This window comes from Corallococcus sp. Z5C101001 (assembly GCF_007352635.1).
Lineage (GTDB): Bacteria > Myxococcota > Myxococcia > Myxococcales > Myxococcaceae > Corallococcus > Corallococcus silvisoli.
Genome location: NZ_VKLU01000011.1, coordinates 156229 through 177567, shown reverse-complemented (window position 1 = coordinate 177567; position 21339 = coordinate 156229). Strand labels below are relative to the sequence as shown.

The following is a 21339-nucleotide window of genomic DNA, read 5'->3' as shown; positions in this document are numbered from 1 at the left end:
AATCAGGAGTCGTAGCCGTAGTACCCGTTGAGCACGACGACCTTGCGCGTGGCCGGGTAGTAGAGGATGGCGCGCGTGTCGAACTCGTGGCAGTTGTGGCACGACACGCTCCCCGTGTAGAGCCACGCCTGGATGTCGCCGCCACCGGCGTAGGCATCAATCGCCTGGAGCAGCGCGGTGCCGTCGCCGTAGTAGTTGTTCGTGAAGAGGATGCTCTGCGTCAGGCCCGCGCGGTTGGTGTACGTGCCGTACGAGGGCTCCGGGAACCCCTGGTCCTGCTCCGCCACCTTCTGGACCACGCCCTGGATGGTGGGAGGCGAGGCCGGGCACGACGGCGTGCGGAACGCCGTGATGGGCGACAGGCCGTGCCACGCGCCGTTGTTGGAGCCGGTGTTCCACGTCAGCCGCGCGGGCTCCAGCGAGGACGCGTCGATGGACGTCAGCGACAGCGGCTGGGGCTGCCCCACGGTGCACGCGTTGGTGACGTACATGCAGCGCGACACCTCACGGTAGGTGCCACACGAGGCGAAGTCCGTCGTGCCAGCGGGCTTGTTCTGCACGCAGTCGTAGACGGCGGGCTGGCAGTTGGGCGTCGGCCAGACGTCGTACGCATCCCCGGTGGTGAGCGCCAGGCTGGTGACGCGCGCGACCAGGCGGCCCGTCTTCTGCACCGTGGTGCCGTTGTCGAGCGTCGCCGTGAAGGTGAGCGGCGTGGTGTGCGGGTCGATGGCCTGGTGCAGCGCCGGGTAGCGCCAGTCAATCTGGAAGGTGTCCGCGTCCACGCGAGACACCGTGGGCGCGCCGTCCGGCGCCGTCACGCTGAGCGACGTGGCGGCCACGTCCACGCTCCCGCGATACACGAGCGGCTCGTTGCCGCCCACCACGTAGCGGGGCGTGACGGCCTCCTCCACCCACACCGAGCTGGAGCCCCGGAAGTCATAGAAGCGCGGGGACACCTCGATGCGCGCCGTGTAGTGCGTGGGCGTGCCGGTGAAGGTGTCCACCGTCACGAACAGCGGCAGGCCGGACAGCACCGAGTTGAGCTCATAGCCCTCCGGCAGCACCACCTCCAGCCGACGCTCGCTGATGATGTTCGCCTCGCCAAAGGCGTCATCCGGCACGTAGCTGAACACATGGCTCAGGTAGCGGTTCGCCGTGGCGTGCAGGATGAGCGCGCGCACACCGTTGCGCGTCTCGAAGGTGCCCAGCGTCTCGAAGCTCAGGTTGAGCGACGCCTCCGTCGCGTAGAGCCGCTCCGCCGTCGCGGCGGCCGTGGTGGTGCCCGTCGTGTCCTCGACGGGCGGCTCCACGGGGGCGGTGGTGGGGCCGCACGCGGGCGCGGCCAGGGCCATGAAACAAGTGAAACCAAGGGTACGGAAATCCATGTGAAGCCTCCTGGAAGGGGAAGCGCCGCATAGCATGACCCACTGACAACAACGGAAATGCCCTGTGTCACGGACACGTGACGACGGCTTGTCGCGACGTCTTTGTCACGACGTCTTCTTGTTGAAGGTCTGGCTCCAGGTGGGGGCCGCCTTCGTGATGAGCGTCAGCAGTTCGGGAGGAAGGTCCTCGCTCCCGGTGAGGGGGCGGACCTCCAGCACATCGTCGTTGCCCATGCCGCCCGGGTAGCGGCGGGCCCACGCGATGGCCTCCTCCTTGGATTCGACCTCCAGCACATAGAAGCCGCCGATGAGCTCCTTCGTCTCGGTGTAGGGGCCGTCCTTCACGGTGGACTTCCCGTCCTTGAAGACGATGTGCGCGCCGCCCGAGGCGTGGCTGAGCCCTTCGGAGGCGACCAGCACGCCCGCCTGGTGCATCTCCTCGTTGTATTTCATCTGCGCGATGAAGACGGCCTCGTCGAAGGGCGCGTCGGCCGGAGCGGGCGTGGGCTCCGGGGTGGACGGGCGGGGGAGGATGATGAATCGCATGGGGGGCTCCAGGTGGGGGCGGTTCGTGGTTCTGTCCGCGCGACGAATCACCGTGCCGTGAATCGACGGGGGCCACCACTTTCGGGCGCCGGCGTCCGGTGGGGAACGGGTCGTCGTGAGGTGGCCCGCCCGCCGGGAGGGGTGGGCGCTGGGGGCGGAGGTGCACACGATGACGCAGGGGGGCAGGGCGCGTCCGGTCTTCCCTGTGTCCACGCTCACCCCCAACCCCGCGAAGGAGCCTCCCGTGCCCTGGTTCGCCACCTCCCTGGTCCCGATGGTCGCCGTGCTCGCGGGGGTGGCGGGAGGCCCGGCCCACGCCCAGCCCGACGCCACCGACCCTGGGACGGCGCCTGCGGGCTCCGTGGAGGTGCTGGCGCGGATGGAGGGGCCGGGCCCGTCCGGCATCGCGGTGACGCCGGAGGGCCGCGTCTTCGTGGGCTTCCCTCGGCATGCGGACGACCACGCGAGCGCCACCCTGGCGGAGCTGAAGGACGGGCGGCTCGTGCCCTATCCGTCCGAGGCCATGAGCCTGCCGTCGGACGCGCCTCCGGAGAAGCGCCTGCTGTCGGTGCACGGCATGACGACGGACCGCCTGGGCCGCCTGTGGGTCATCGACGATGGCAAGCGCAAGGGCCACGACATCCCGGAGGGCGGCGCGAAGGTCGTCGGCATCGACCCTCGGACCAACGAGGTCTTCGCCAGCGTGACGTTGAAGCCGCCCGTGCTGCGCCCCGACAGCCACATGAACGACCTGCGCGTGGACCTGGGGCACGGCGCGAAGGGAACGGCCTACGTGGCCGACTCCTCCTTCGGCACCTCGCCCGCGCTCGTGGTGGTGGACCTGGCCTCCGGTAGGCAGCGGCGCGTCCTGGCCACGCACCCGTCCACCCAGCCCGACCCGGGCTTCCTCACGATGCTGGAGGGGCGCGCGCTCACCTACGACGCGAAGCACCCCACGTTCCCCGTGGGCGGCGTGGACGGGGTCGCGCTGGGCGAGGGTGGGCGGCGGCTGTACTACTCGCCCCTGAGCAGCCACCGCCTCTACAGCATCCCCACGGACGTGCTGGCGAACCCCGCCGCCTCCGACGTGCAGCTGGCCGCCAACGTGCGCGACGAGGGGGAGAAGGGCGCCGCGGACGGCCTGGCGGAGGACGCGCAGGACCGCCTCTACACCACCGACTTCGAGCACGACGCCATCCTGCGCCGCTCGCCGGACGGCACCTTCGAGCGGCTGGCGTACGACCCGCGCTTCATCTGGCCCGACGGCATCTTCGTCGACGCCCGCTATGTCTACGTGACGCTGGGCCAGTGGAACCGGCTGCCGGACTTCAACGGCGGGAAGGACCGACGCGAGCCTCCCTACCTGCTGGTGCGCATCCCCAAGGAGCCCCCTCCCACGGTGCGCTCGCCCGCGGGGTAGGGCGTGCGGCCGGCCGGGCCCTGGCGCGACGTGCCGGTGGGGGAGCCGACGCATCCCCATGGGTCGGACCCGGGTGGTAGAGCTGTCCCGCCATGGATGATCCAACCGACAGGGACGCCGAGCGCCGCCGGGAGCCCCGCAAGCCGAAGCCGCCCCGGAAGGTGTCGCCGCGCTACCTGGAGAACGCCGCGCTGCACTACCTCAAGCGGTACGCGGCCACGGTGAGCCAGCTCAAGCGCGTGCTGGCGCGCAGGGTGGACCGGTCCGTGAAGTTCCATGGCGGCGACCGCTCGGAGGCGATGGGGTGGGTGGACGCGCTGGCGGAGAAGCTCATCCGCAACGGCCTCATCAACGACCGGACCTACGCGGAGACGCGCGTGCACTCGCTGCGCGCGTCGGGCCGCAGCGCGCGGGTCATCACCCAGAAGCTGCGGATGAAGGGCGTGGCGCCGGAGCTGGTGCAGGAGAAGCTGGCGGAGGCCACCCAGGACGTGTCCGAGGACGCCGCCGCCCTCATCTGGGCGCGCAAGAAGCGGCTGGGCCCCTTCCGGCGGGACCCCAGCACGCGCGCGGACCACCGCCAGAAGGACCTGGCGGCGCTCGCGCGCGCGGGCTTCTCCTTCGCCATCGCGAAGCGCATCGTCGACGGGACGGCGGACGACGCGCCGCCCCGCCGCTGAAGGCTCAGTACATCTTCAGGTCATACATGGCGGTGGGGCGCCAGTCGCTCCCCGCCGGGACGCCGCGCAGGTCCGTCACCTTCACCGCGTAGACGCCGCCCGCCACGACGTTGGCCGTGGTCCGGTACATCTGGCACGACGGGGTGATTTGCGAGCACACCGTCGTCTGGGTGGACGCCAGGAGCTGGCCCAGCGTGCGGGTGGCGTAGGTGTACGCGTAGATGTCCACGCGCATCGTGGGGCCGTTGCGCAGGTTGTAGGTCTCCACCGTCATCACCTGGTTCACCGGCGTGGCCACCAGCACCCAGTCCACGTCGTTCTGGACGTGGAACGAGTGGTTGAGCTGCGGCGAGCCCGGATACGACGAGGCGGAGGTGTGCGCGTTGTCGTTCTCATAGGCGTCCGGCGGCGCCAACAGGCAGTTCTTCGGAGGGCTGAACCCGTTGTCGACGCAGACGTTGCCCACGCAGTTGCAGCCGGAGAGGCAGTCCGCTCCCGTGGTGCAGGCGCGCACGGGCGCCGTGTCGCAGTAGCCCGCGGGCGGCGGCGGACCGAAAGCCGAGACGCACTGGTTGCTGGTGCACGTACAGCCGGAGACGCAGTCGAGCGACGACGTACAGGCTCGCAGCCCCGACTCCTGCGTGGCCAGCGACTCCACGGGGGGCGCCTCCTCCGCCACGCTCCCACAGCCCACGGCGAACCACATCACTGCCGCCACGCTCCAATGCAGGACCTTCACGATGGACTCCTCCGGGTGGGGACACCGCCCAGGCACGTCATGCGCCGAGGGAGAATGTGTCGTGTTCACCCGCAGTGAAGTCTGCCTTTCGGGGATTGGCCTGACAATCCTTATCAACCAAACACCGAGCGATTCTTGAGACCTCAGGAAGTGCGTTTATCGAGGGGCTTGCTGGCCCGTACGGAGCGTCTGGGAATGGATTGAGGCGTGTCAATTTGTGATGGCATTGATACTTTCCCGTGCGGTCGTTCCCCCCTCGTACTCCCCCACGAGCCCCCATCCATGCCCCTGCCTCTCTGGACCATCGATCCGGCGCATTCGGCCGTGCTCTTCATTGCCCGTCACATGGTGGTGGCCCGCGTCCACGGGCGCTTCGAGCGGGTGTCCGGCACCCTGCGGGTGGACCCGCGAACCCCCACGCAAGGTGAAGTGGACGTGCGGGTGGAGGCCGCCAGCATCTACACCGGAAATCCCGAGCGTGACGCGCACCTGCGCTCACCGGAGTTCCTGGACGCGGAGGCGATCCCGCACCTCACGTTCAAGGCCAGCCAGTCGCACCCGGTGGGGGCCACGGGCTTCCAGCTCCAGGGAGAGCTGACGCTGCGCCGGGTGACGCGGCCCGTGCTGCTGGAGGCGCGCTACCTGTCCACCACCCGGGACCCCTGGGGGCAGACGCGGCTGCTCTATTCGGCGCGCACGTCGCTCCAGCGCTCCGACTTCGGCATCCAGTGGAACAAGGCGCTCGACAACGGGGGCTGGCTCATTGGCGAGAAGGTGGACGTGGAGCTGGACATCCAGGCCACGCCCGCGCAGGGCTGAAAACCCAGACACCCGTGAAGCGGCGGGTCCGGCCCTCCGGCGTGCGCGCGAAGGACCGGACCCTTCGGGGACTCTCCCCTGTCTGGCTTTGACTACTCCTGCAGTCGCGTGACGGTCAGCGCCGGGTCGCTGGCGATCTCCGCCTCCGTGAAGCGCATGTCCACCCACTGCTTCTGGGAGAACAGGGCCGTCTGGTCCGCGAACCAGGGCGAGGCCGCGTTGGTGGACTGGGAGTAGGTGAGGACGGACTTCGCCACGGGGCCCGCGTCGGTGAAGGACACGGCCATGACGAAGCTGGAGCCCAGGACGGGCTCGTAGGTGTTGTCCGGCAGGAGCTGGTTGCCAATCTGGTTGAAGCAGCCCTCTTCATGGCTGCAGCCGTGGATGGGATGGAAGACGCCGTTCTTGCGCTTGCCCTGCACGGAGCCCGTCGTCGCGTCCAGCGCGATGCCGCGGGCGCGCAGGGTGCGGATGGCGGTGCCCAGGGACTGGGCCACCTGCGGGTTCAGGGTGTTGAGCGTGCGGGGCGTGTTGACGGGGTCGTTCGCGTTGAAGGGGACCAGGTACGGCCCGCCCGTGACGCCCACCACGCTGAAGATGAACACGCGCCAGAGCAGCTCGCCCCGGCTGTCCAGGTTGCCCTTCAGGTCCCACGCGGCCAGCACGGGGCAGGCGGGGCGCAGGTCCTCGAAGGTGAGGTCCGGCATCAGCACGAAGGGCGTGCGGCGGCACAGCGCCACCGCTGCGTCGCGCAGCAGCTCTCCGGACAGGACGCGGTTGTTGAACGTCACGGCCTGCAGCTGCTCCAGCGTGAAGCGCTGGCCCTCCAGGCCGTCGGTGCCGGACAGGCGGCCCTGCACCATCTTCAGGCCCATGCGGGTGCGCAGGCTGCGCACGTTCTTCTCCCCGCCCAGGATGCGCGGGAAGCCGGTGAGGGGCTGGGCGGGGTTGGGCAGCCAGTAGCTGTCGTTGGAGTTGGTCACGTAGTCGGCGCGTGTCAGGCGTGGCAGGCGGCCCGGGCCGAAGATGCCCGGCTCCACCGCGTCCGCGTCGGTGCCCACGGCGCAGTCGGAGCGCGAGCCGTCCAGCACCGGCAGCCCCGCGGTCTGGAGGACGAGCAGCGGGATGGGAGACAGCACGCAGCGCAGGAGCTTGTCGTCGGTGACGTGGGGCACGACGCCCATGTCCGCGTAGGACGCGTGGCCCTGGGAGTCCGCGGCGAGGGTGTTCACCCACGGGATGCCCTGCCAGGTGTTCTGCGCCAGGCGCAGCTCCTCCACGCTCGTCGCGCGGTCCATGGCGAAGAAGGTGTCCAGCACGCGCAGGTTGGTGGCGTTGGCGTCATGGAACGCGTAGCCCGTGAGCCCGTTCCAGGTCATCAGGCCGGAGGGGTACTCCATCATCGGGCCCAGGTGCGTGCGGTAGAACGTGTGCTGGCGGGACGTGAGCGTGCCGTCCGCCTCGCGCGCCCGCACCGTCACCGTGCGGGTGGTCATCTCCCGAACCTGTCCGTCGTACAGGTACTTCGTGGGGAAGCCCGGGACGAGCTTCAGCTCGAACGGGGTGAAGCGGTACGCGGTGGAGACGGTGTGGCTCCAGGCCAGCGTCTCGTTGTGCCCGATGAGGATGGCGGGCACGCCCAGGAGGCTGGCGCCGCTGACGTTGAGCTTGCCCGGCACGGTGAGGTGCGCCTGGTAGAAGCGCTCCGAACCCTCCCAGGGGAAGTGCGGGTTGGCCAGCAGCATGCCCTTGCCGTTGCGAGTCGCCTCGCTGCCCAGGCCGAAGGCGTTGCTGCCCAGGCCCAGCGATTCGGAGCGCGGGAAGACGTCGCGGTCCAGGGTCGCGGGCACGGGCAGCGGCAGGGGCAGCGTGCCGTCCGGCAGCAGGGTGGGGGGCTTCGCGTCCACCAGCGCGTCCAGGAAGAAGCCGGAGCTGGCGAAGAGGCTCAGCTGGTAGTAGCGCAGGTACAGGTCGTGCTCGGTGATGGGCCGCACCCAGGCGGCGCCCCGGCAGCGCGCGTCCGGCAGCGCGTCCACGCCGGTGTCGCGCAGGTAGCGGTTGATGCCCGCCGCGAAGCCGCGCACCAGCTCGCGCGCATCCTGGGAGGGGCCCAGGGGCGGGGGCTTCGCCAGCAGGGCGTCCACGGTGCCGTCGTCCAGGACGGACTGGTAGAAGAAGTCGCTCTTCAGGTTGTTGAGGTTGCCGCCCAGGGCCGACAGGTACGTGGCGTCCGGCCCGAAGTAGCGGGCGCGCTCCGCGTTCACCGTCACCAGCACGTCCGCCAGCTCGCAGAGGTTGTCCTGCGCGAACGCGTAGCCGTAGCCGTAACCCAGGCCGGCGAAGTCGTCCGCCAGCACGTGGGGGATGCCGTGCGCCGTCCTCCGCACGGTGGCGGAGAGGCTGCCCGCGCCCAGCTTCACCGACGCCACGGGGCCCTCCGGGGCCTGCGTCGCGGGCGTCGCGGCGCGCGGCTCACAGGCGGTGGCCAGCAGCAGCGCCGTCAGCGGGAGCAGCCGGCCGCCCCGGGTCCTTCCAGCACGTCCATGCATCGAGGGGTTCCTTTCACGGTGGTGAGAAATTCCCTCCTAATTGTAGAAACGCATCATTCCTGGATCGCGCCGTCCCCCGTGGGACGCGCGAGGGCGGCGAGACAGGAGGGTGTTTCAGTCGCGACCTTGGGGGCTCGCGGGGCTTTTCCGGAGGCGAGCGGACTTCTTTGATTGCGTGTATGGCTTGGGGCCATCCGGGAGCCCGGTTGGCCACGGCGCATGGGCCCGGTGTCTGAAGGAAAGGAAACCAGGACATGAAACGGATGTTCGCGGGTGCGCTTGTCGTCGCGGCACTGGGAGCCACGGGGTGCGGTGGAGCGAAGGGCTCCGGGCCGGGCGCGGAGGTCGGTACGGGCATGGCGCGGCAGTCGTTGGAGGATGCGCGCGCGGGGCTGCGGGCCGCCGACCAGGCCATGTCCGACGCGGCGGAGAAGGTGGGCTCCGCGCAGGCGTTCGCGGAGTTCGTCGCGGACGACGCGGTGCTGCTGGTGGACGGCGTGTACGCCCAGCGGGGCAAGGAGGCCATCCGCGCGTGGCTCGCCGCGCATCCGCTGGAGGCCGAGGGCAAGGTGCGCTGGACGCCCGTGCGCTGGGACGTGAGCGCGGACGGGACGTTGGGCTACTCGCTGGGCAACGCGTCGGTGGAGTCAGGCGGCACGTCGGTGCGGCCCACCGGGCGCTACATCACCACGTGGAAGCGGCAGCCGGACGGGCAGTGGCGCGTGGCGGCGGCGGTGCGCAACGCGGACAAGACGCCGATGACGCCGCCCGCGGGCTTCACGCCCTCGTCCACGCTGCCGGCCGCGGCGCCTCGCGCGCTGGCGCCCGCCGCGGTGCTGGAAGAGGCGAAGGCCGCGGACATCGCCTTCTCCACCCAGTCCATCCAGGAGGGCATGGGCAAGGCCTTCGCCTCCTATGCCGCCGAGGACGCGGTGCTGCTCATCGGGTCCGCCGGCATCTTCGGCCACGGCGCCATCGCGAAGGCGTATGCGCCGTTCACCATCGACAAGGTCGACCTGCGCTGGGAGCCGGTGCTCGGGGACGCGGCCGGCTCCGGGGACCTCGCGTACACGGTGGGGCGTGCCGCCTACTCCGAGAAGAGCGAGCAGGGCCCGTCGGCGGTGGACCACATCAAGTACCTCACCATCTGGCGCCGGCAGGCGGATGGACAGTGGCGCTACGTCACCGACGGCGGCAACGCCAGCCCCGGCCCCCAGGGCCCGTGAGCCTCACCCGACGAGGGCCCGGCGCGCACGGCGGGCCCCTCGCCGGGACGGTCGTGGTAAAATTCCGTTAATTGATGAAATAGCTGTTTAGTCTTGTATCCCTGGCGGGTGCTCCGCATGAATGAACCTCCCCCGGTCGTGAGGAGTCCTCTTCATGCGTTCACCAGGCTTGTTTCGTCGGCTGTCGCTTCCGTTCGTCCCGCTGCTCGTGCTCGCGGCCTGCGGTCCCTCCGCGCCCTCCGTGTCCGAAGAGGCTCCGGTCATGACGGCGCAGGAAGCGGCGCTCACCGAGCTGCTCGTCAACGGCGCCTTCAACTCCGGGATGACGGCGCCGTGGTGGAACAACGCCGCCACGCAGTCCTGGGTGGAGAACAACCAATGGCGCGTGGACGTGGCGGCGAACACGGCCAACCCCTGGGACGCCATCGTCGGGCAGAGCGGCCTGACGCTCACCGCGGGCAGGACGTACACGCTGGCGTTCACCGCCACCGCGAGCGCCAGCGTCACCGCGCGCGCGACGGTGCAGCAGGAGGTGTCGCCCTATGCGTCCACGCTGAACCAGGGCTTCACGTTGGATGGCACGTCGCGGCGCTTCTCCATCCCGTTCACGTCCTCGCTGTCCACCGGCCAGGGGCAGGTGACGTTCCAGTTGGGGGGCCGCGCCAACGCCGTCACCGTGCGGCTGGATGACATCTCGCTCACCACGGACGGCGGCTCCGGCTCCGGTCCGGTGGCGATGACGAGCGGGTTCTACGTGGACCCCAACTCCAACCCGGCCGCGTGGGTGCGCGCCAACGGGGGCGACGGCCGCGCGGCGCGCATCAACACGTCCATCGCCACGAAGCCGATGGCGCGCTGGTTCGGCAACTGGAGCGGGGACATCACCCAGGCGGTGTCCAGCTTCGTCGGCGCGGCGGACGCGGCGGACAAGCTGCCGGTGCTGGTGGCCTACAACATCCCCGGCCGAGACTGCGGCAGCCACTCCGGTGGTGGGGCGGGCAGCCCGGACGCGTACCGCGCCTGGATCGCCGCCTTCGCGCAAGGCCTGGGCGACCGGCCCGCGGTCGTCATCGTGGAGCCGGACGCCGTCGCGCAGCTGGACTGCCTCCCCAACGACGCCGAGCGCACGACGCGGCTGGGCCTGCTGCGCTACGCCTCCGAGCAGCTGCGAGACCGCGCGCCCAACACCTGGACGTACCTGGACGGCGGCAACGCGCGCTGGATTGGCGCCGACGCGATGGCGCAGCGCCTGGAGTCCGCGGGCGTGCGCAACGTGCGCGGCTTCGCCCTCAACGTGTCCAACTTCTACCCCACCGCGGAGACCGCGACGTACGGCAACGCGGTGAACGCCGCGCTCTCCAGCCGCTACGGCTACACGCGGCAGTACGTCGTGGACACCAGCCGCAACGGCAACGGCTCCAATGGCGAGTGGTGCAACCCGGGTGGACGCAAGCTGGGCACGCCCTCGCAGACGGGCGGCGGCGCGGAGCTGCTCCTGTGGGTGAAGGTGCCGGGGGACTCGGATGGGCAGTGCGGCACCGCCCCGGGCACGCCCGCCGGGCAGTTCAGCCCGGACCTGGCCTACCGGCTCATCGACGGGATTTGAGCCCCGTGCCCTGAACCCGCCCGGGCCCGTCCCACCGGGCCGGGCGTGGAAACGACAGACGCCTTCCCCCGGCGCGAGGCTGGGAGAAGGCGTCGGGGGCCGCGGGGACGGCGTGGGAGCTAGCTGGACTCGCCCACGCTGAGGCGCCGGCTGGCGCCGCCGTTGCCCTTGCCGAGCGGGCCGGTGTGCTCCAGGTTCTCGCGGGCCAGGGCCTCGCGCTGCTCCGTCGTCTTGGCGGTGCCGTCCTTCTGCACCGTCATCACGCCGCCGCTGCCGTGCTGCTCCTGGGCCTCCGCGACGCTCTTCTTCAGGTCGCTGGCCTTCACCCAGTAGGCGCCGTTGACGGAGTCGCGCACGCGGTAGAGGTCGTCGTCGGTGCTGTCCGTCTTGCCCGGGTTCACGCCGTCGATGGTGAGCCAGTGCAGCTCGCCCCCCTCCTTCGGCTGTTCGCCCGGCGCCAGGGTCGTGTTGAGCAGGGCGTTGGAGTCCACCAGCGCCAGCGCCATCTGGCCGTTCTTCAGGGCTCCGCTCAGCGCGTCGGTGTCGACCTCGGCGGAGCCGTCCGTGACCTTGATGCCCATGGAGCCCAGGACGGCGCCCATCTCATCCGGGGTCGCGCCGTCGTCCAGGTTCACCTCCACGCGGTCCTTCACGCCCGCCGTCTCCGACGTGGCCAGCGTGTCCGCCTTGTTGCGCACCTTCTCGCGGGCCTCCTGCTGGCTCAGCGGGACCTCGTCGTCGCTGCTGGACTGCTCCAGGTAGGTGAGGGTGGCCTCCGCGCAGCCCTTCTTGCTCGTCTGGGCCACGGTCGTCTGGGGCGCCTTCCAGCCCTTGTCCTTCTGGGCCTCCGTCGCCTCGTTGACGGGGACCGCGGTGGCGGGGGCGGTGCCCGCGGGCGGCGGCGCGGCCAGCTCCGGCATCCCCATCTTCTTCGCGCGCTCCTCCTGGAAGGAGTCCAGGTACCGGCCCTCCGCGGCGTTGAGCGGCTTGGCGTCCGGCGCGTCCAGCAGGGGCTCCTTCACGGACTGGGCGGCGGCGGCCATCTCCGCGCGGGCCTGTTCCTGCGCCTGGCGGATCCGGGCCATGACCGAATCAATCCTGGAGCCGATGTTGAAGGCCATGGGGGGTCTCCTGTCACTGCCGGGTCTTTTGACTCCCCCCATTATCCGCGGCGGACTTCGGAGGTTGCTTCCGGATTACAGGATCTGACGGGAGCGCGCGATTTCAGACGCAACCGGGCAGGCCGCCAGGCCGAAGAACCATGGAATCCTGGAATGAGGGGTACACTGGACCCATGGCGAACCGGAATGACAGGGACGACGGGCCTTCGGCGCCGGGCTCCGCGCCGCGCGTTTCAACGTCGCGCGAATCGTACGGTACAGGCCGAGGCAGCGCGCCCGCGACGGGACGTGGGGGTGGGGAGTCCACGCCCTCGCGCGGCGGGGCGGGGGCCGAGTCGCCGCGGCTCTCCTCGCGGCAGGTGGGCCGCTTCCTGCCGCTGAAGGTGCTGGGGCAGGGCGGGATGGGGGTGGTGTACGCCGCGTATGATCCGGACCTGGACCGCAAGGTGGCGCTGAAGCTGCTGCGCGTGAAGGGCGGCCACGAGGACCTGGAGCTGGGGCGGGCGCGGCTCTTGCGCGAGGCGCAGGCCATGGCGCGCATCTCCCACCCCAACGTCATCCCGGTCTTCGAGGTAGGGCAGTGGGACGAGCAGATCTACGTGGCGATGGCGCTGGTGGACGGCGGCACGCTGCGGGACTGGACGAAGGCGAAGGCGCGGACGTGGCAGGAGCTGCTGGACAAGTACCTGGCGGCGGGCCGGGGGCTGGAGGCGGCCCACGTGGCGGGGCTGGTGCACCGCGACTTCAAGCCGGCCAACGTGCTGGTGGGCCGGGACGGGCGCGTCTACGTCACGGACTTCGGGCTCGCGCGGCCCATGGGCGAGGTGGACGACGACGAGGAGGGGGACGGCGAGCGCACGCGGCCGGTGGCGGGGGACGACTCGCCGCTCAACTCGCAGCTGACGCAGGCGGGCCTGGTGATGGGCACGCCGGCCTATATGTCCCCGGAGCAGTTCCGGGGCGAGCTGTTGGACTCGCGCTCCGACCAGTTCAGCTTCTGCGCGGCGCTGTACCGCGCGCTGTATGGCATCCGCCCCTTCGACCCGGACGAGCTGTCGCGGGTGGCCTCGCAGCTGCGGCCCCGGGGTGGGCCCGACGACGAGCCGGGCGTGACGGAGGCCGCGGTGGCGCAGGTGCTGCCGCTGTCGCCCATCCAGGAGCCGCCGCGCGAATCGAAGGTGCCGGCGTGGGTGCGCCGCGCGCTGATGAAGGGCCTGTCGCTGGAGCCGAGGGACCGGTTCCGCTCCATGGCGGAGCTGCTGACGGTGCTGGGGCAGCGGGAGCGGCGGGCGCTGGCGCGGCGGCGCGCGGGCGCGGCGGTGGCGGCCACGGTGGTGCTGGGCGTGGCGGGCGGGGTGGCGTGGTCGCGCACGAAGGTCTGCGAAGGCGCGCAGGGACTGGTGGCGGAGCGCTGGGGGCAGGACGCTCGCGAGAGGGTGACGCAGGCCTTCCTGGCCACGAAGAACCCGGTGGCGCAGGACATGGCGCGCCGGGTGGGCGACGTGCTGGATGACTACGGCGCGGAGTGGGCGAAGCAGCACACGCTGGCGTGCGAGGACACGCGAGTGCGAGCGGTGCAGACGGAGGCGCTGCTGTCCCAGCGCTTCGTGTGCCTGGAGCGGCGGCGCAAGGACCTGGGCGCGCTGGTGGCCACGCTGGAGACCGCGGACGTGGCGCTGGTGGACAAGTCGCTGGACGCGGCCTACGCGCTGCCGGCCCCGGGCGACTGCGCGGACGTGGAGTCCCTGGCGGAGCTCCAGCCCCGGCCGGCGGACCCCGTGAAGCGCGCGGAGCTGGACGCGCTGGAGGGGCAGCTGGCGGAGGTGAAGGCGCGCATCGACACGAGCCGGATGCCCAAGGCGCTGGAGCTGGCGCGGCAGGTGGAAGCGCGCGTGCTGGCCACGGGCTACCTGCCGCTGATGGCGGAGCTGCGCTACCACCTGGGGTGGGCGCGGGCGGTGCTGGGAGACAAGGCCGCGGGCGGCGAGGTGCTGGAGCAGGCCGTCTATGACGCCGAGGCGGGCCGGGCGGACCGGCTGGCGGTGTTGGTGATGAACAAGCTGCTCTACGTGGACGGAGAGCAGGCGCAGTACCCGCTCGCGCGGCGCTGGGGCCGGCTGGGCGAGGCGACGCTGAAGCGCGTGGGGGGAGACGCGGTGCTGGAGAGCGACCTCAAGGTGAACGAGGCCAACCTCGCGCTGATGCAGGACGATCCGGACGAGGCGCTGAAGCTGCTGGAGCAGGCCTCGGGGCTGCTCGCGAAGGCGCTGCCGGAGGGCCACCCGAAGCGGGCGCGGGTGACGTTCACGCTGGGGCGCACGCTCTTGGAGACCGGCAAGGCCGCGCAGGCGGTGACGGTGCTGAAGGACGCGCTCCTCCAGACGGAGAAGGCGATGGGGCCCGTGCACCTGGACACCGCGCGGCGGCACCAGGCGCTGTCCATGGCGCTGCGGGAGCAGCGGGACTTCACCGGGGCCCTGGAGCACGCGCGCGTGTCCGTGTCCCTGCACCGCACGCTGCTGGGGCCCGCGAGCGTGAAGCTGGCGGAGGCGCTGGATGAAGAGGGCATGAGCCTGCTCGCGCTCAAGCGCTACCCGGAGGCGCTGAAGGACTACGAGGAGGCGCTGGCGGTGAAGCAGGCGAAGCTGGGTCCGGACGACGAGCTGCTCCAGTACTCGCTGGATGGCGTGGGGCAGGCGCTCCTGGGGCTGGGCCGCGCGCGCGACGCGATCGCCCCGCTGCGGCAGGCGCTGGCGTTCAAGGACGCGCAGGAGGACTCGCTGGGCGAGTCCGGCTTCGCGCTGGCGCAGGCCTTGTGGAAGGAAGGCGAACAGGAGGACGCGCGCGGCGCGGCGTCTCAGGCGCTCGCGCGCTTCACGTCCGCGGGGCGCGCGTCGCAGGCGAAGGAGGTGGAGGCCTGGCTCCAGGCCCGGCCCGAGCGCCCGGCGAAGGCGGTGCCCGCGTCGGCGGTGCGCGGGGGCAAGCGCAAGCGGTAGGGCGTCAGCGGGGCGTTGGGGGCCTCAGCACTCGGGCAGGCCGACGCTGAGGTTCGCGACCTCCAGGACGTTGACCGCGAGGCCTCCGCGCGCGGTCTCCTTGTACTTGTCCTTCATGTCGCGGCCGGTGTCGCGCATCGTCTTGATGACCTTGTCCAGGCTGACGAAGTGCTTGCCGTCGCCGGACAGCGCCATGCGCACGGCGTTGATGGCCTTCACGGACGCCATCGCGTTGCGCTCGATGCAGGGCACCTGCACCAGCCCGCCAATGGGGTCGCACGTGAGCCCCAGGTTGTGCTCCATGGCGATCTCCGCCGCGTTCTCCACCTGGAGCGGCGTGCCACCCAGCACCTCCGCGAGCGCCCCCGCCGCCATGGAGCACGCGCTGCCCACCTCCCCCTGGCACCCCACCTCCGCGCCGCTGATGGACGCGTTCTCCTTGTAGAGCGCGCCAATGGCGCCGGCCGTGAGCAGGAACCTCACCACGCCGTCCGCGTTCGCCCCTGGCACGAAGCGCCAGTAGTAGTGCAGCACCGCGGGGATGATGCCCGCCGCGCCATTGGTGGGCGCGGTGACGACGCGCCCGCCCGCCGCGTTCTCCTCGTTCACCGCGAGCGCGTACAGGTTCACCCAGTCCAGCACCGTCAGCGGGTTGGTGAGCCCCGCCTCCGGCCGGCTGATGAGCCGCTGGTACATCGCCGCCGCCCGCCGCTCCACCTTCAGGCCCCCCGGGAGGATGCCGGGCGTGGTGCACCCGCGCGTCACGCACGCCTGCATCACGCCCCAGATGCGCAAGAGCCCCGCGCGGATGTCCTCCTCGCTCCGCCACGTCAACTCATTGCGCAGCATCACCGTGCTGATGGGCTGCCGCTCCCGCTCGCAGTGCGCGAGCAGGTCCGCCGCGGACTTGAAGGGCAGGGGCAGGGCGGTGGCCTCCGCGCGCAGCGGATCCGTCCCCGCCACCGCCTGCTCATCCACCACGAAGCCGCCGCCCACCGAGTAGTAGACGCGGCAGACCAGCGGCTCCGCGCCCTCGCCGAACGCGGTGAAGCGCATGCCATTGGGGTGGTACGGCAGCACCTTGCGCTTGTGCATCACCAGGTGCTCGCCGTCGCGGAAGGGGATCACCAGCCGCTGGAGCAGCGACACGCGCCCCTCCGCGCGCCAGTGCGCGACAATCGACGGCACCAACTCCACGTCCACGTCCTCGGGCGTGTCACCCCGCAGGCCCAGCAGCACGGCCTTGTCGCTGCCGTGCCCCTTGCCCGTCGCGCCCAGCGAGCCGAACAGCTCCACCTTGAGCCGCGTCACGCGCTCCAGGAGCCCCGCGTCCGACAGCCCCGCCGCGAAGGTGCGGGCCGCGCGCATCGGCCCCACCGTGTGCGAACTGGAGGGACCGATTCCAATCTTGAAGAGGTCGAAGACGCTGACAGGCATGGCGGCACCCACCATGCCATGTCCACCGCGCGCCGCATGTGCCACCCCGTTGACGACGCACTGCATGCATCCACTTCACGTCATGCCGGCCACAAGACGACACGTCGCGCGTGCGCTCACTCCTCCGTGCGTGGGGGAAGTTGCCATCCCAAGCATGACGCGAGCTGGCTAACCGGCCGCGGGCTGCGGGCCGGTGGCGGGCTGGGGCGGCGTGGCGGTCGTGCTCGGCCGGAAGGCGAGCAGGCGCAGGCCGTTGAAGACGACGAGCAGCGTGCTGCCCTCGTGGAGCACCACGGCCTGGCTGATCTTCGTGAGGCCCAGCACGGCCGCGACGACGAGCACCGCGCTGACGCCCAGCGCGATGACCAGGTTCTGCTTCATCACGGCGGTGGCCCGCTTGGACAGCTCCAGCGCGAAGGGCAGCTTCGCCAGGTCGTCGCTCATCAGCACCACGTCCGCGGTCTCCAGCGCCGCGTCACTGCCGGCGCCGCCCATGGCCACGCCCACCGCGGCGGCGGCCAGCGCGGGCGCGTCGTTGACGCCGTCGCCCACCATGGCCACCGCGTGCGTGCGGCCCAGGTCCTTCACCGCCGCCACCTTCTCCACGGGCATCAGCGGCGCCTTCGCCTCGTCCAGGCCCACCTGCTGCGCGATGGACCGCGCCACGCGCGCGTTGTCACCGGACAGCATCACCGTGCGCTCGATGCCGCCCGCCTTGAGCGCCTGCACCGCCTGCCGCGCGCCGCCGCGCAGCGTGTCCGCCATGCCCAGCACGCCCAGGTAGCGGTCCGCGCGGCGCACCACCATCGTCGTCTGGCCCGCCTCCTCCAGCCGCGCCACCTCCGCCGCGACCTCGGGAGGAACCGGCTCGCCCGCGAAGAGCGCCAGGCTGCCCACGGCCACCGCGTCGTCGCCCACCCTCGCGCGGATGCCCTGGCCGTGGATGGCCTCCAGGTCGCGGCCCACGGGCACGGTGACGCGCGCCTCCGCGGCGCCGTCCACCACGGCCTTGGCCAGCGGGTGCGCGGACAGGGCCTCCACGCCGGCCGCGGTGCCCAGCAGCTCCTCGCGCGTCACGCCCGGCGCGGTCCAGGTGGTGAGCAGCCGGGGGCGGCCCACGGTGAGGGTGCCGGTCTTGTCGAAGGCGACGGCGCGGATCCCGCTGAGCAGCTCCAGGTAGATGCCGCCCTTGATGAGCACGCCGCCGCGCGCCGCGGACGCCACCGCGGAGAGGACCGCGGACGGCGTGGAGATGGCGAGCGCGCACGGCGACGCGGCCACCAGCAGGCCCACCGCGCGCAGCACCGCCTCCTTCACGTCCGTGCCCGTCAGCACGAGCACCACGGGGAACACCACGGCGGAGGCCATCACGAGCGGCGCCACGGTGCGCTCCAGGCGCTGGGCGAAGCGCTGCCGGCGGCCCTTCTGCGCCTCCGCCTGCGCCACCATGTCCACCACGCGCGCCAGGACGGACTCCGACGACAGGCGCGTCACCTCCACCTCCAGCGCCGCCTCGCAGTTGATGGTGCCGGAGAACACCTCGTCGCCCGGCTTGCGCGCCACCGGCATGGACTCACCGGTGATGGCCGCCTGGTCCAGGGAGCTCTTGCCCTCGCGGATGATGCCGTCCAGCGGGACGCGGTCCCCGGGGCGCACGACGATGCGCTCGCCTCGCGCCACGTCCGCCACCGGCACCTCCACCACCTCCGCGCCCCGGCGCACGCGCGCCACCTCCGGGCGCAGCTGGCCCAGCGCTTCGATGGAGCGGCGCGCCTTCTCCATGGCCCGGTGCTCCAGCGCGTGGCCCGCGCTGAAGAGGAAGAGCAGGAACGCGCCCTCGAACCACGCGCCGAGCACCGCCGCGCCCAGCGCCGCCACCACCATCATCGTCTCGATGTCGATGCGCAGCTGCGCGATGGACCGCACCGAGCCCCGGATGGCGAAGAAGCCGCCGCTCGCCATCGACAGCGCCCAGAGGACCGTGGCCCAAAGCGGTGGCGCCAGCGCGAAGTGCTCCACGACGAAGCCCGCCGCCAGCAGCGCGCCCGAGGCGACCACCAGGGGCAGCTCCAGCAGGGGCGCGAGCCCGCCGCCATGCGCATGGTGCGAGCAGGCATGGCCCGCCATGGGCACCTCCAGCCCGTACCCGAGCGCCTTCACCCGGGCCTCCACGTCCGGAAGCTTCAGGTCCTCCTTGTCGTATTCGATGACCAGGCGTTCGCTGGCGTACGCGACGCTGGCGGTGAGCACGCCCTTCATCTTCGCGACCGCGTGCTCGATGACCTGGGCCGCGTCCGCGGAGCTCATCCCGCGCACGAACCAGGTGTGGTGCAGGTAGCGCGCGGCCACCTGCGCCCCCGTCTTCCGCGCGAGCGTCACCAGCTGCGACGCGCTCACCAGCGACGGCTGGTAGTGGATGCACACCTCCGCATGGCCCGCGTCACGGCGCAGGTGCACGTCGGTGATGCCTCGCTGCGACTCCAGCGCCGCCTCCAGCCGCTCGAAGCGGCCCTGGTCGTCCGTCTCTCCCGGCAGCGTGCCCTCCAGGTCCAGCTGGAGCGCGGCGCCGCCTCCCTCCGCGGGACGGTAGGCCGGCGGACGGATGACGCGCTGGGAGTGGGCATGGCCGTGGTGGTCATGCCCGTGGTCGTGGCCATGGGAGCAGGAGGGCCCGTGCACGTGGGCCTCGCCGTGCGCATGCGCGTGCCCGGAGTGGTCGTGGCCATGATGATCAGGGCCTTCGTGGCCGTGGTCGCACGAGGGCCCGTGGACGTGGCGCTGCACGGCGTTGCCGCCGGGTCGCGCCTCCTTGAGGCCCTGGATGTTCAACGACCCGAACCGCGACCCGCTCTTCTTCTGCTCCGACATGGCTGGGATTCCTGACGCCTAGTGGCGGTGTCCGCGGCGTGAATGCGAGGACGGGGCGGCGGAGGGAGGCGCGGAGGCCTCGGGGGCCGGGTCCTCATCCTCGTCGTGAGAGTCCTCGTCCTCGTGGTCCTCGGGGACGGGCTGGTCGTAGCGCTGCCCGGCGACCTCCAGCGTGAAGCGCTTGCAGGACGGCGGCACCTCGAACTCCAGCACCGCGGGCAGGCGGCCCTCGTAGGCCTTCAGGACCTGGCCCTGCTCGTCGTAGACGGTGCCGCCAGCGGCGACGGTCATCGTCTCGTCCACCAGCACGGCGACCAGCTCCGCCATCTCCTCCATGCGGTCCGCGTGGCGGTGGCACCAGAGGTGGCCCACGCCCGGATACTGGGTGTGGGAGATCTCCTCCATCTGCGCTTCATCCACGTGCTCGCCCACGCCCATGAACACGAAGTTGATGCGCGGCAGGCGGCCGGAGGCGATCTCCTTGGCCACCTGGGTGGCGTAGGCCGTCACGTCGTGGGCGTCGTTGATCTGCGAGTCCGTGATGATGACCGCGAGGCCGCGCTTCGCGCCTTCGCCCACCTGCTGCTTGATGTGCGCCACGAAGTCGCGCAGCACCGGGAGCATCACGGTGGCCTTGCCGTAGGAGCGGGGGCCGGGGAAGCGGTAGCCCTTGGCCTGGGGACCGGTGAGGTCGCCCACCAGCTCCAGCTGGGTGCCGTCTCCCGAGGCCCAGTAGGCCACGCGCACCTTGCCGTCCCGGTCCTTGTTGGCCAGGTACTCCAGCATCCACTGCATCTGCGGCTCGACCTGGTTCTTCACCGGGGCGAGCTTCGCCAGGATGCCGCGCGGGCCGTAGGCGTTCTCCATGCTGGCGGAGCCGTCCATGTAGAGGGCCACGTCCAGGCCCTCCACCGTGGGGTCATGCAGGAGCGTCGCGATGACCTTGTTCCCCATGCGGTGGACGTCGGAGAAGGGGCGGTTGATGACTTCCTGGCCGGCCATCAGTGGTGGTCCTCGTCTTCGTGGTGCTCTTCGTCGGGCAGCGGCTGGGTGTAGCGCTGGCCGTTCACCTCCAGCGTGAAGCTCTTCGCGCCGTCGGGGACGTCGAACTCCAGCACCGCGGGCAGGCGGCCCTCGTAGGTCTTCAGCACCTGTCCCTTGTCGTCGTAGACGGTGCCGCCAGCGGCGACGGTCATCGTCTCGTCCACCAGCACGGCGACCAGCTCCGCCACCTGGGTGATCTCCTTGGCGATGCGGTGGCACCACAGGTGGCCCACGCCCGGGAACTCCGCGTGGGCGATGTGCTCCAGCTGCTCCTCGTCGATGTCGTCGCCCACGCCGACCAGCACGAAGTTGATGCGCGGCAGGCGGCCGGAGGCGATCTTCTTCGCGATCTCCTCGGAGAACTTCTCCACCGCGTCCGCGTCATGGAGGCGGCCGTCGGTGACGATGATGGCGCAGCCGCGCTTCGCGCCTACCTTCACCTGTTCCTCCAGGTACCTCACGTAGTCGCGCAGCGCGGGCTCCAGGTAGGTGAAGCCGCCCAACTGCTTGGCGCCGGGGAACTTGTACTGCTTCACGTCGGTGCCCTTGAGCTCCCCCACGGCTTCCACCTGGCGGCCGTTGGTGCCGCAGGCCCAGTAGGCCACGCGCAAGAGGCCGTTGCGGTCCTTGGTGGCCAGATACTCCAGCATCCACCGCACCTGCGGCTCCACCTGGTTGGAGGGCTCCTTCATGGGCGCGCCGCGGATCCACTCCAGGAAGGAGCGCGGCTCCGCCTTGTATGTGTATTCGTCGCGCATGCTGCCGGACGCGTCCATGTAGATGGCCATGTCCAGGCCTTCCACCGTGGGGTCGTGCATCAGCACCGCGCGCACGCGGTCTCCTTCGCGGTGGAGATCCGAAAACGGCTCGATCGGCTTCTCGTGTCCCATGGCCTGCCTTTCT

General features: G+C 71.2%; 15 protein-coding genes. 6 read left to right on the top strand and 9 right to left on the bottom strand.

Going from position 1 to position 21339, the window contains the following annotated elements; all coding sequences use genetic code 11:
• Positions 1–2: 2 nt before the first annotated feature.
• Both FOF48_RS24810 and FOF48_RS24805 read right to left on the bottom strand, forming a co-directional pair.
• Entirely contained in the window at positions 3–1385 is a 1383-nt protein-coding gene (locus FOF48_RS24810) for a hypothetical protein (protein WP_143905264.1), read from the bottom strand.
• A gap of 105 nt (positions 1386–1490) precedes the next feature.
• The gene (locus FOF48_RS24805) at positions 1491–1931 is read right to left on the bottom strand and encodes a YciI family protein (protein WP_143905263.1); all 441 of its coding nucleotides are present in this window, start codon (positions 1929–1931) and stop codon (positions 1491–1493) included.
• A 115-nt stretch (positions 1932–2046) separates the two neighbouring features.
• On the opposite strand from FOF48_RS24805, the gene FOF48_RS24800 reads away from it, so the two are divergent.
• A complete protein-coding gene (locus tag FOF48_RS24800; protein ID WP_221938250.1) occupies positions 2047–3351 on the top strand; it encodes an L-dopachrome tautomerase-related protein in 1305 nt (434 codons plus the stop codon).
• Positions 3352–3443: 92 nt separating this feature from the next.
• Positions 3444–4031, top strand: coding sequence for a regulatory protein RecX (locus FOF48_RS24795; RefSeq protein WP_143905262.1), 588 nt, complete (start codon positions 3444–3446; stop codon positions 4029–4031).
• A gap of 4 nt (positions 4032–4035) precedes the next feature.
• Here FOF48_RS24795 and FOF48_RS24790 read toward each other — a convergent pair whose 3' ends face one another.
• Complete coding sequence (locus FOF48_RS24790; RefSeq protein ID WP_143905261.1) at positions 4036–4770, bottom strand: hypothetical protein; 735 nt, start codon at positions 4768–4770, stop codon at positions 4036–4038.
• 282 nt (positions 4771–5052) lie between these two features.
• Here FOF48_RS24790 and FOF48_RS24785 point away from each other — a divergent pair, with 282 nt between their 5' ends.
• Positions 5053–5589: a YceI family protein gene (locus FOF48_RS24785; protein ID WP_143905260.1), complete on the top strand. Its 537-nt coding sequence runs from the start codon at positions 5053–5055 to the stop codon at positions 5587–5589.
• Positions 5590–5681: 92 nt separating this feature from the next.
• On the opposite strand, the gene FOF48_RS24780 is transcribed toward FOF48_RS24785, so the two are convergent.
• The gene (locus FOF48_RS24780; protein ID WP_143905259.1) at positions 5682–8138 is read right to left on the bottom strand and encodes an acylase; all 2457 of its coding nucleotides are present in this window, start codon (positions 8136–8138) and stop codon (positions 5682–5684) included.
• Between the two features lie 254 nt (positions 8139–8392).
• On the opposite strand from FOF48_RS24780, the gene FOF48_RS24775 reads away from it, so the two are divergent.
• Positions 8393–9364, top strand: a complete 972-nt coding sequence (locus FOF48_RS24775) for a DUF4440 domain-containing protein (protein ID WP_143905258.1) — start codon at positions 8393–8395, stop codon at positions 9362–9364.
• A gap of 154 nt (positions 9365–9518) precedes the next feature.
• On the top strand, positions 9519–10970 hold the full coding sequence (locus FOF48_RS24770; RefSeq protein ID WP_143905257.1) for a glycoside hydrolase family 6 protein: 1452 nt from the start codon (positions 9519–9521) through the stop codon (positions 10968–10970).
• Between the two features lie 119 nt (positions 10971–11089).
• Here the strand turns inward: FOF48_RS24770 and FOF48_RS24765 are convergent, their stop codons facing one another.
• A complete protein-coding gene (locus tag FOF48_RS24765; protein ID WP_143905256.1) occupies positions 11090–12091 on the bottom strand; it encodes a hypothetical protein in 1002 nt (333 codons plus the stop codon).
• A 173-nt stretch (positions 12092–12264) separates the two neighbouring features.
• Between FOF48_RS24765 and FOF48_RS37590 the strand changes: the two genes are divergently transcribed.
• A complete protein-coding gene (locus tag FOF48_RS37590; RefSeq protein WP_143905255.1) occupies positions 12265–15087 on the top strand; it encodes a tetratricopeptide repeat protein in 2823 nt (940 codons plus the stop codon).
• 24 nt (positions 15088–15111) lie between these two features.
• On the opposite strand, the gene FOF48_RS24755 is transcribed toward FOF48_RS37590, so the two are convergent.
• From FOF48_RS24755 to FOF48_RS24740, 4 genes are all read right to left on the bottom strand, one after another.
• Positions 15112–16524 carry an L-serine ammonia-lyase gene (locus FOF48_RS24755; protein ID WP_143905254.1) on the bottom strand — a complete coding sequence of 471 codons (1413 nt, stop codon included), beginning with the start codon at positions 16522–16524 and terminating at the stop codon, positions 15112–15114.
• A 168-nt stretch (positions 16525–16692) separates the two neighbouring features.
• Positions 16693–19392: a cation-translocating P-type ATPase gene (locus FOF48_RS24750; RefSeq protein ID WP_143905253.1), complete on the bottom strand. Its 2700-nt coding sequence runs from the start codon at positions 19390–19392 to the stop codon at positions 16693–16695.
• A gap of 18 nt (positions 19393–19410) precedes the next feature.
• Positions 19411–20394, bottom strand: coding sequence for a VWA domain-containing protein (locus tag FOF48_RS24745; protein WP_143905252.1), 984 nt, complete (start codon positions 20392–20394; stop codon positions 19411–19413).
• A complete protein-coding gene (locus FOF48_RS24740) occupies positions 20394–21326 on the bottom strand; it encodes a vWA domain-containing protein (protein ID WP_143905251.1) in 933 nt (310 codons plus the stop codon). Before FOF48_RS24740 ends, FOF48_RS24745 begins: the two co-directional genes overlap by 1 nt.
• Positions 21327–21339 lie beyond the last annotated feature (13 nt).

Coding starts and splice junctions, on each gene's coding strand:
- FOF48_RS24810 (WP_143905264.1), bottom strand. CDS start 1,385: ATGGATTTCCGTACCCTTGGTTTCACTTGTTTCATGGCCCTGGCCGCG.
- FOF48_RS24805 (WP_143905263.1), bottom strand. CDS start 1,931: ATGCGATTCATCATCCTCCCCCGCCCGTCCACCCCGGAGCCCACGCCC.
- FOF48_RS24795 (WP_143905262.1), top strand. CDS start 3,444: ATGGATGATCCAACCGACAGGGACGCCGAGCGCCGCCGGGAGCCCCGC.
- FOF48_RS24785 (WP_143905260.1), top strand. CDS start 5,053: ATGCCCCTGCCTCTCTGGACCATCGATCCGGCGCATTCGGCCGTGCTC.
- FOF48_RS24780 (WP_143905259.1), bottom strand. CDS start 8,138: ATGCATGGACGTGCTGGAAGGACCCGGGGCGGCCGGCTGCTCCCGCTG.
- FOF48_RS24775 (WP_143905258.1), top strand. CDS start 8,393: ATGAAACGGATGTTCGCGGGTGCGCTTGTCGTCGCGGCACTGGGAGCC.
- FOF48_RS24770 (WP_143905257.1), top strand. CDS start 9,519: ATGCGTTCACCAGGCTTGTTTCGTCGGCTGTCGCTTCCGTTCGTCCCG.
- FOF48_RS24765 (WP_143905256.1), bottom strand. CDS start 12,091: ATGGCCTTCAACATCGGCTCCAGGATTGATTCGGTCATGGCCCGGATC.
- FOF48_RS37590 (WP_143905255.1), top strand. CDS start 12,265: ATGGCGAACCGGAATGACAGGGACGACGGGCCTTCGGCGCCGGGCTCC.
- FOF48_RS24755 (WP_143905254.1), bottom strand. CDS start 16,524: ATGCCTGTCAGCGTCTTCGACCTCTTCAAGATTGGAATCGGTCCCTCC.
- FOF48_RS24750 (WP_143905253.1), bottom strand. CDS start 19,392: ATGTCGGAGCAGAAGAAGAGCGGGTCGCGGTTCGGGTCGTTGAACATC.
- FOF48_RS24745 (WP_143905252.1), bottom strand. CDS start 20,394: ATGGCCGGCCAGGAAGTCATCAACCGCCCCTTCTCCGACGTCCACCGC.
- FOF48_RS24740 (WP_143905251.1), bottom strand. CDS start 21,326: ATGGGACACGAGAAGCCGATCGAGCCGTTTTCGGATCTCCACCGCGAA.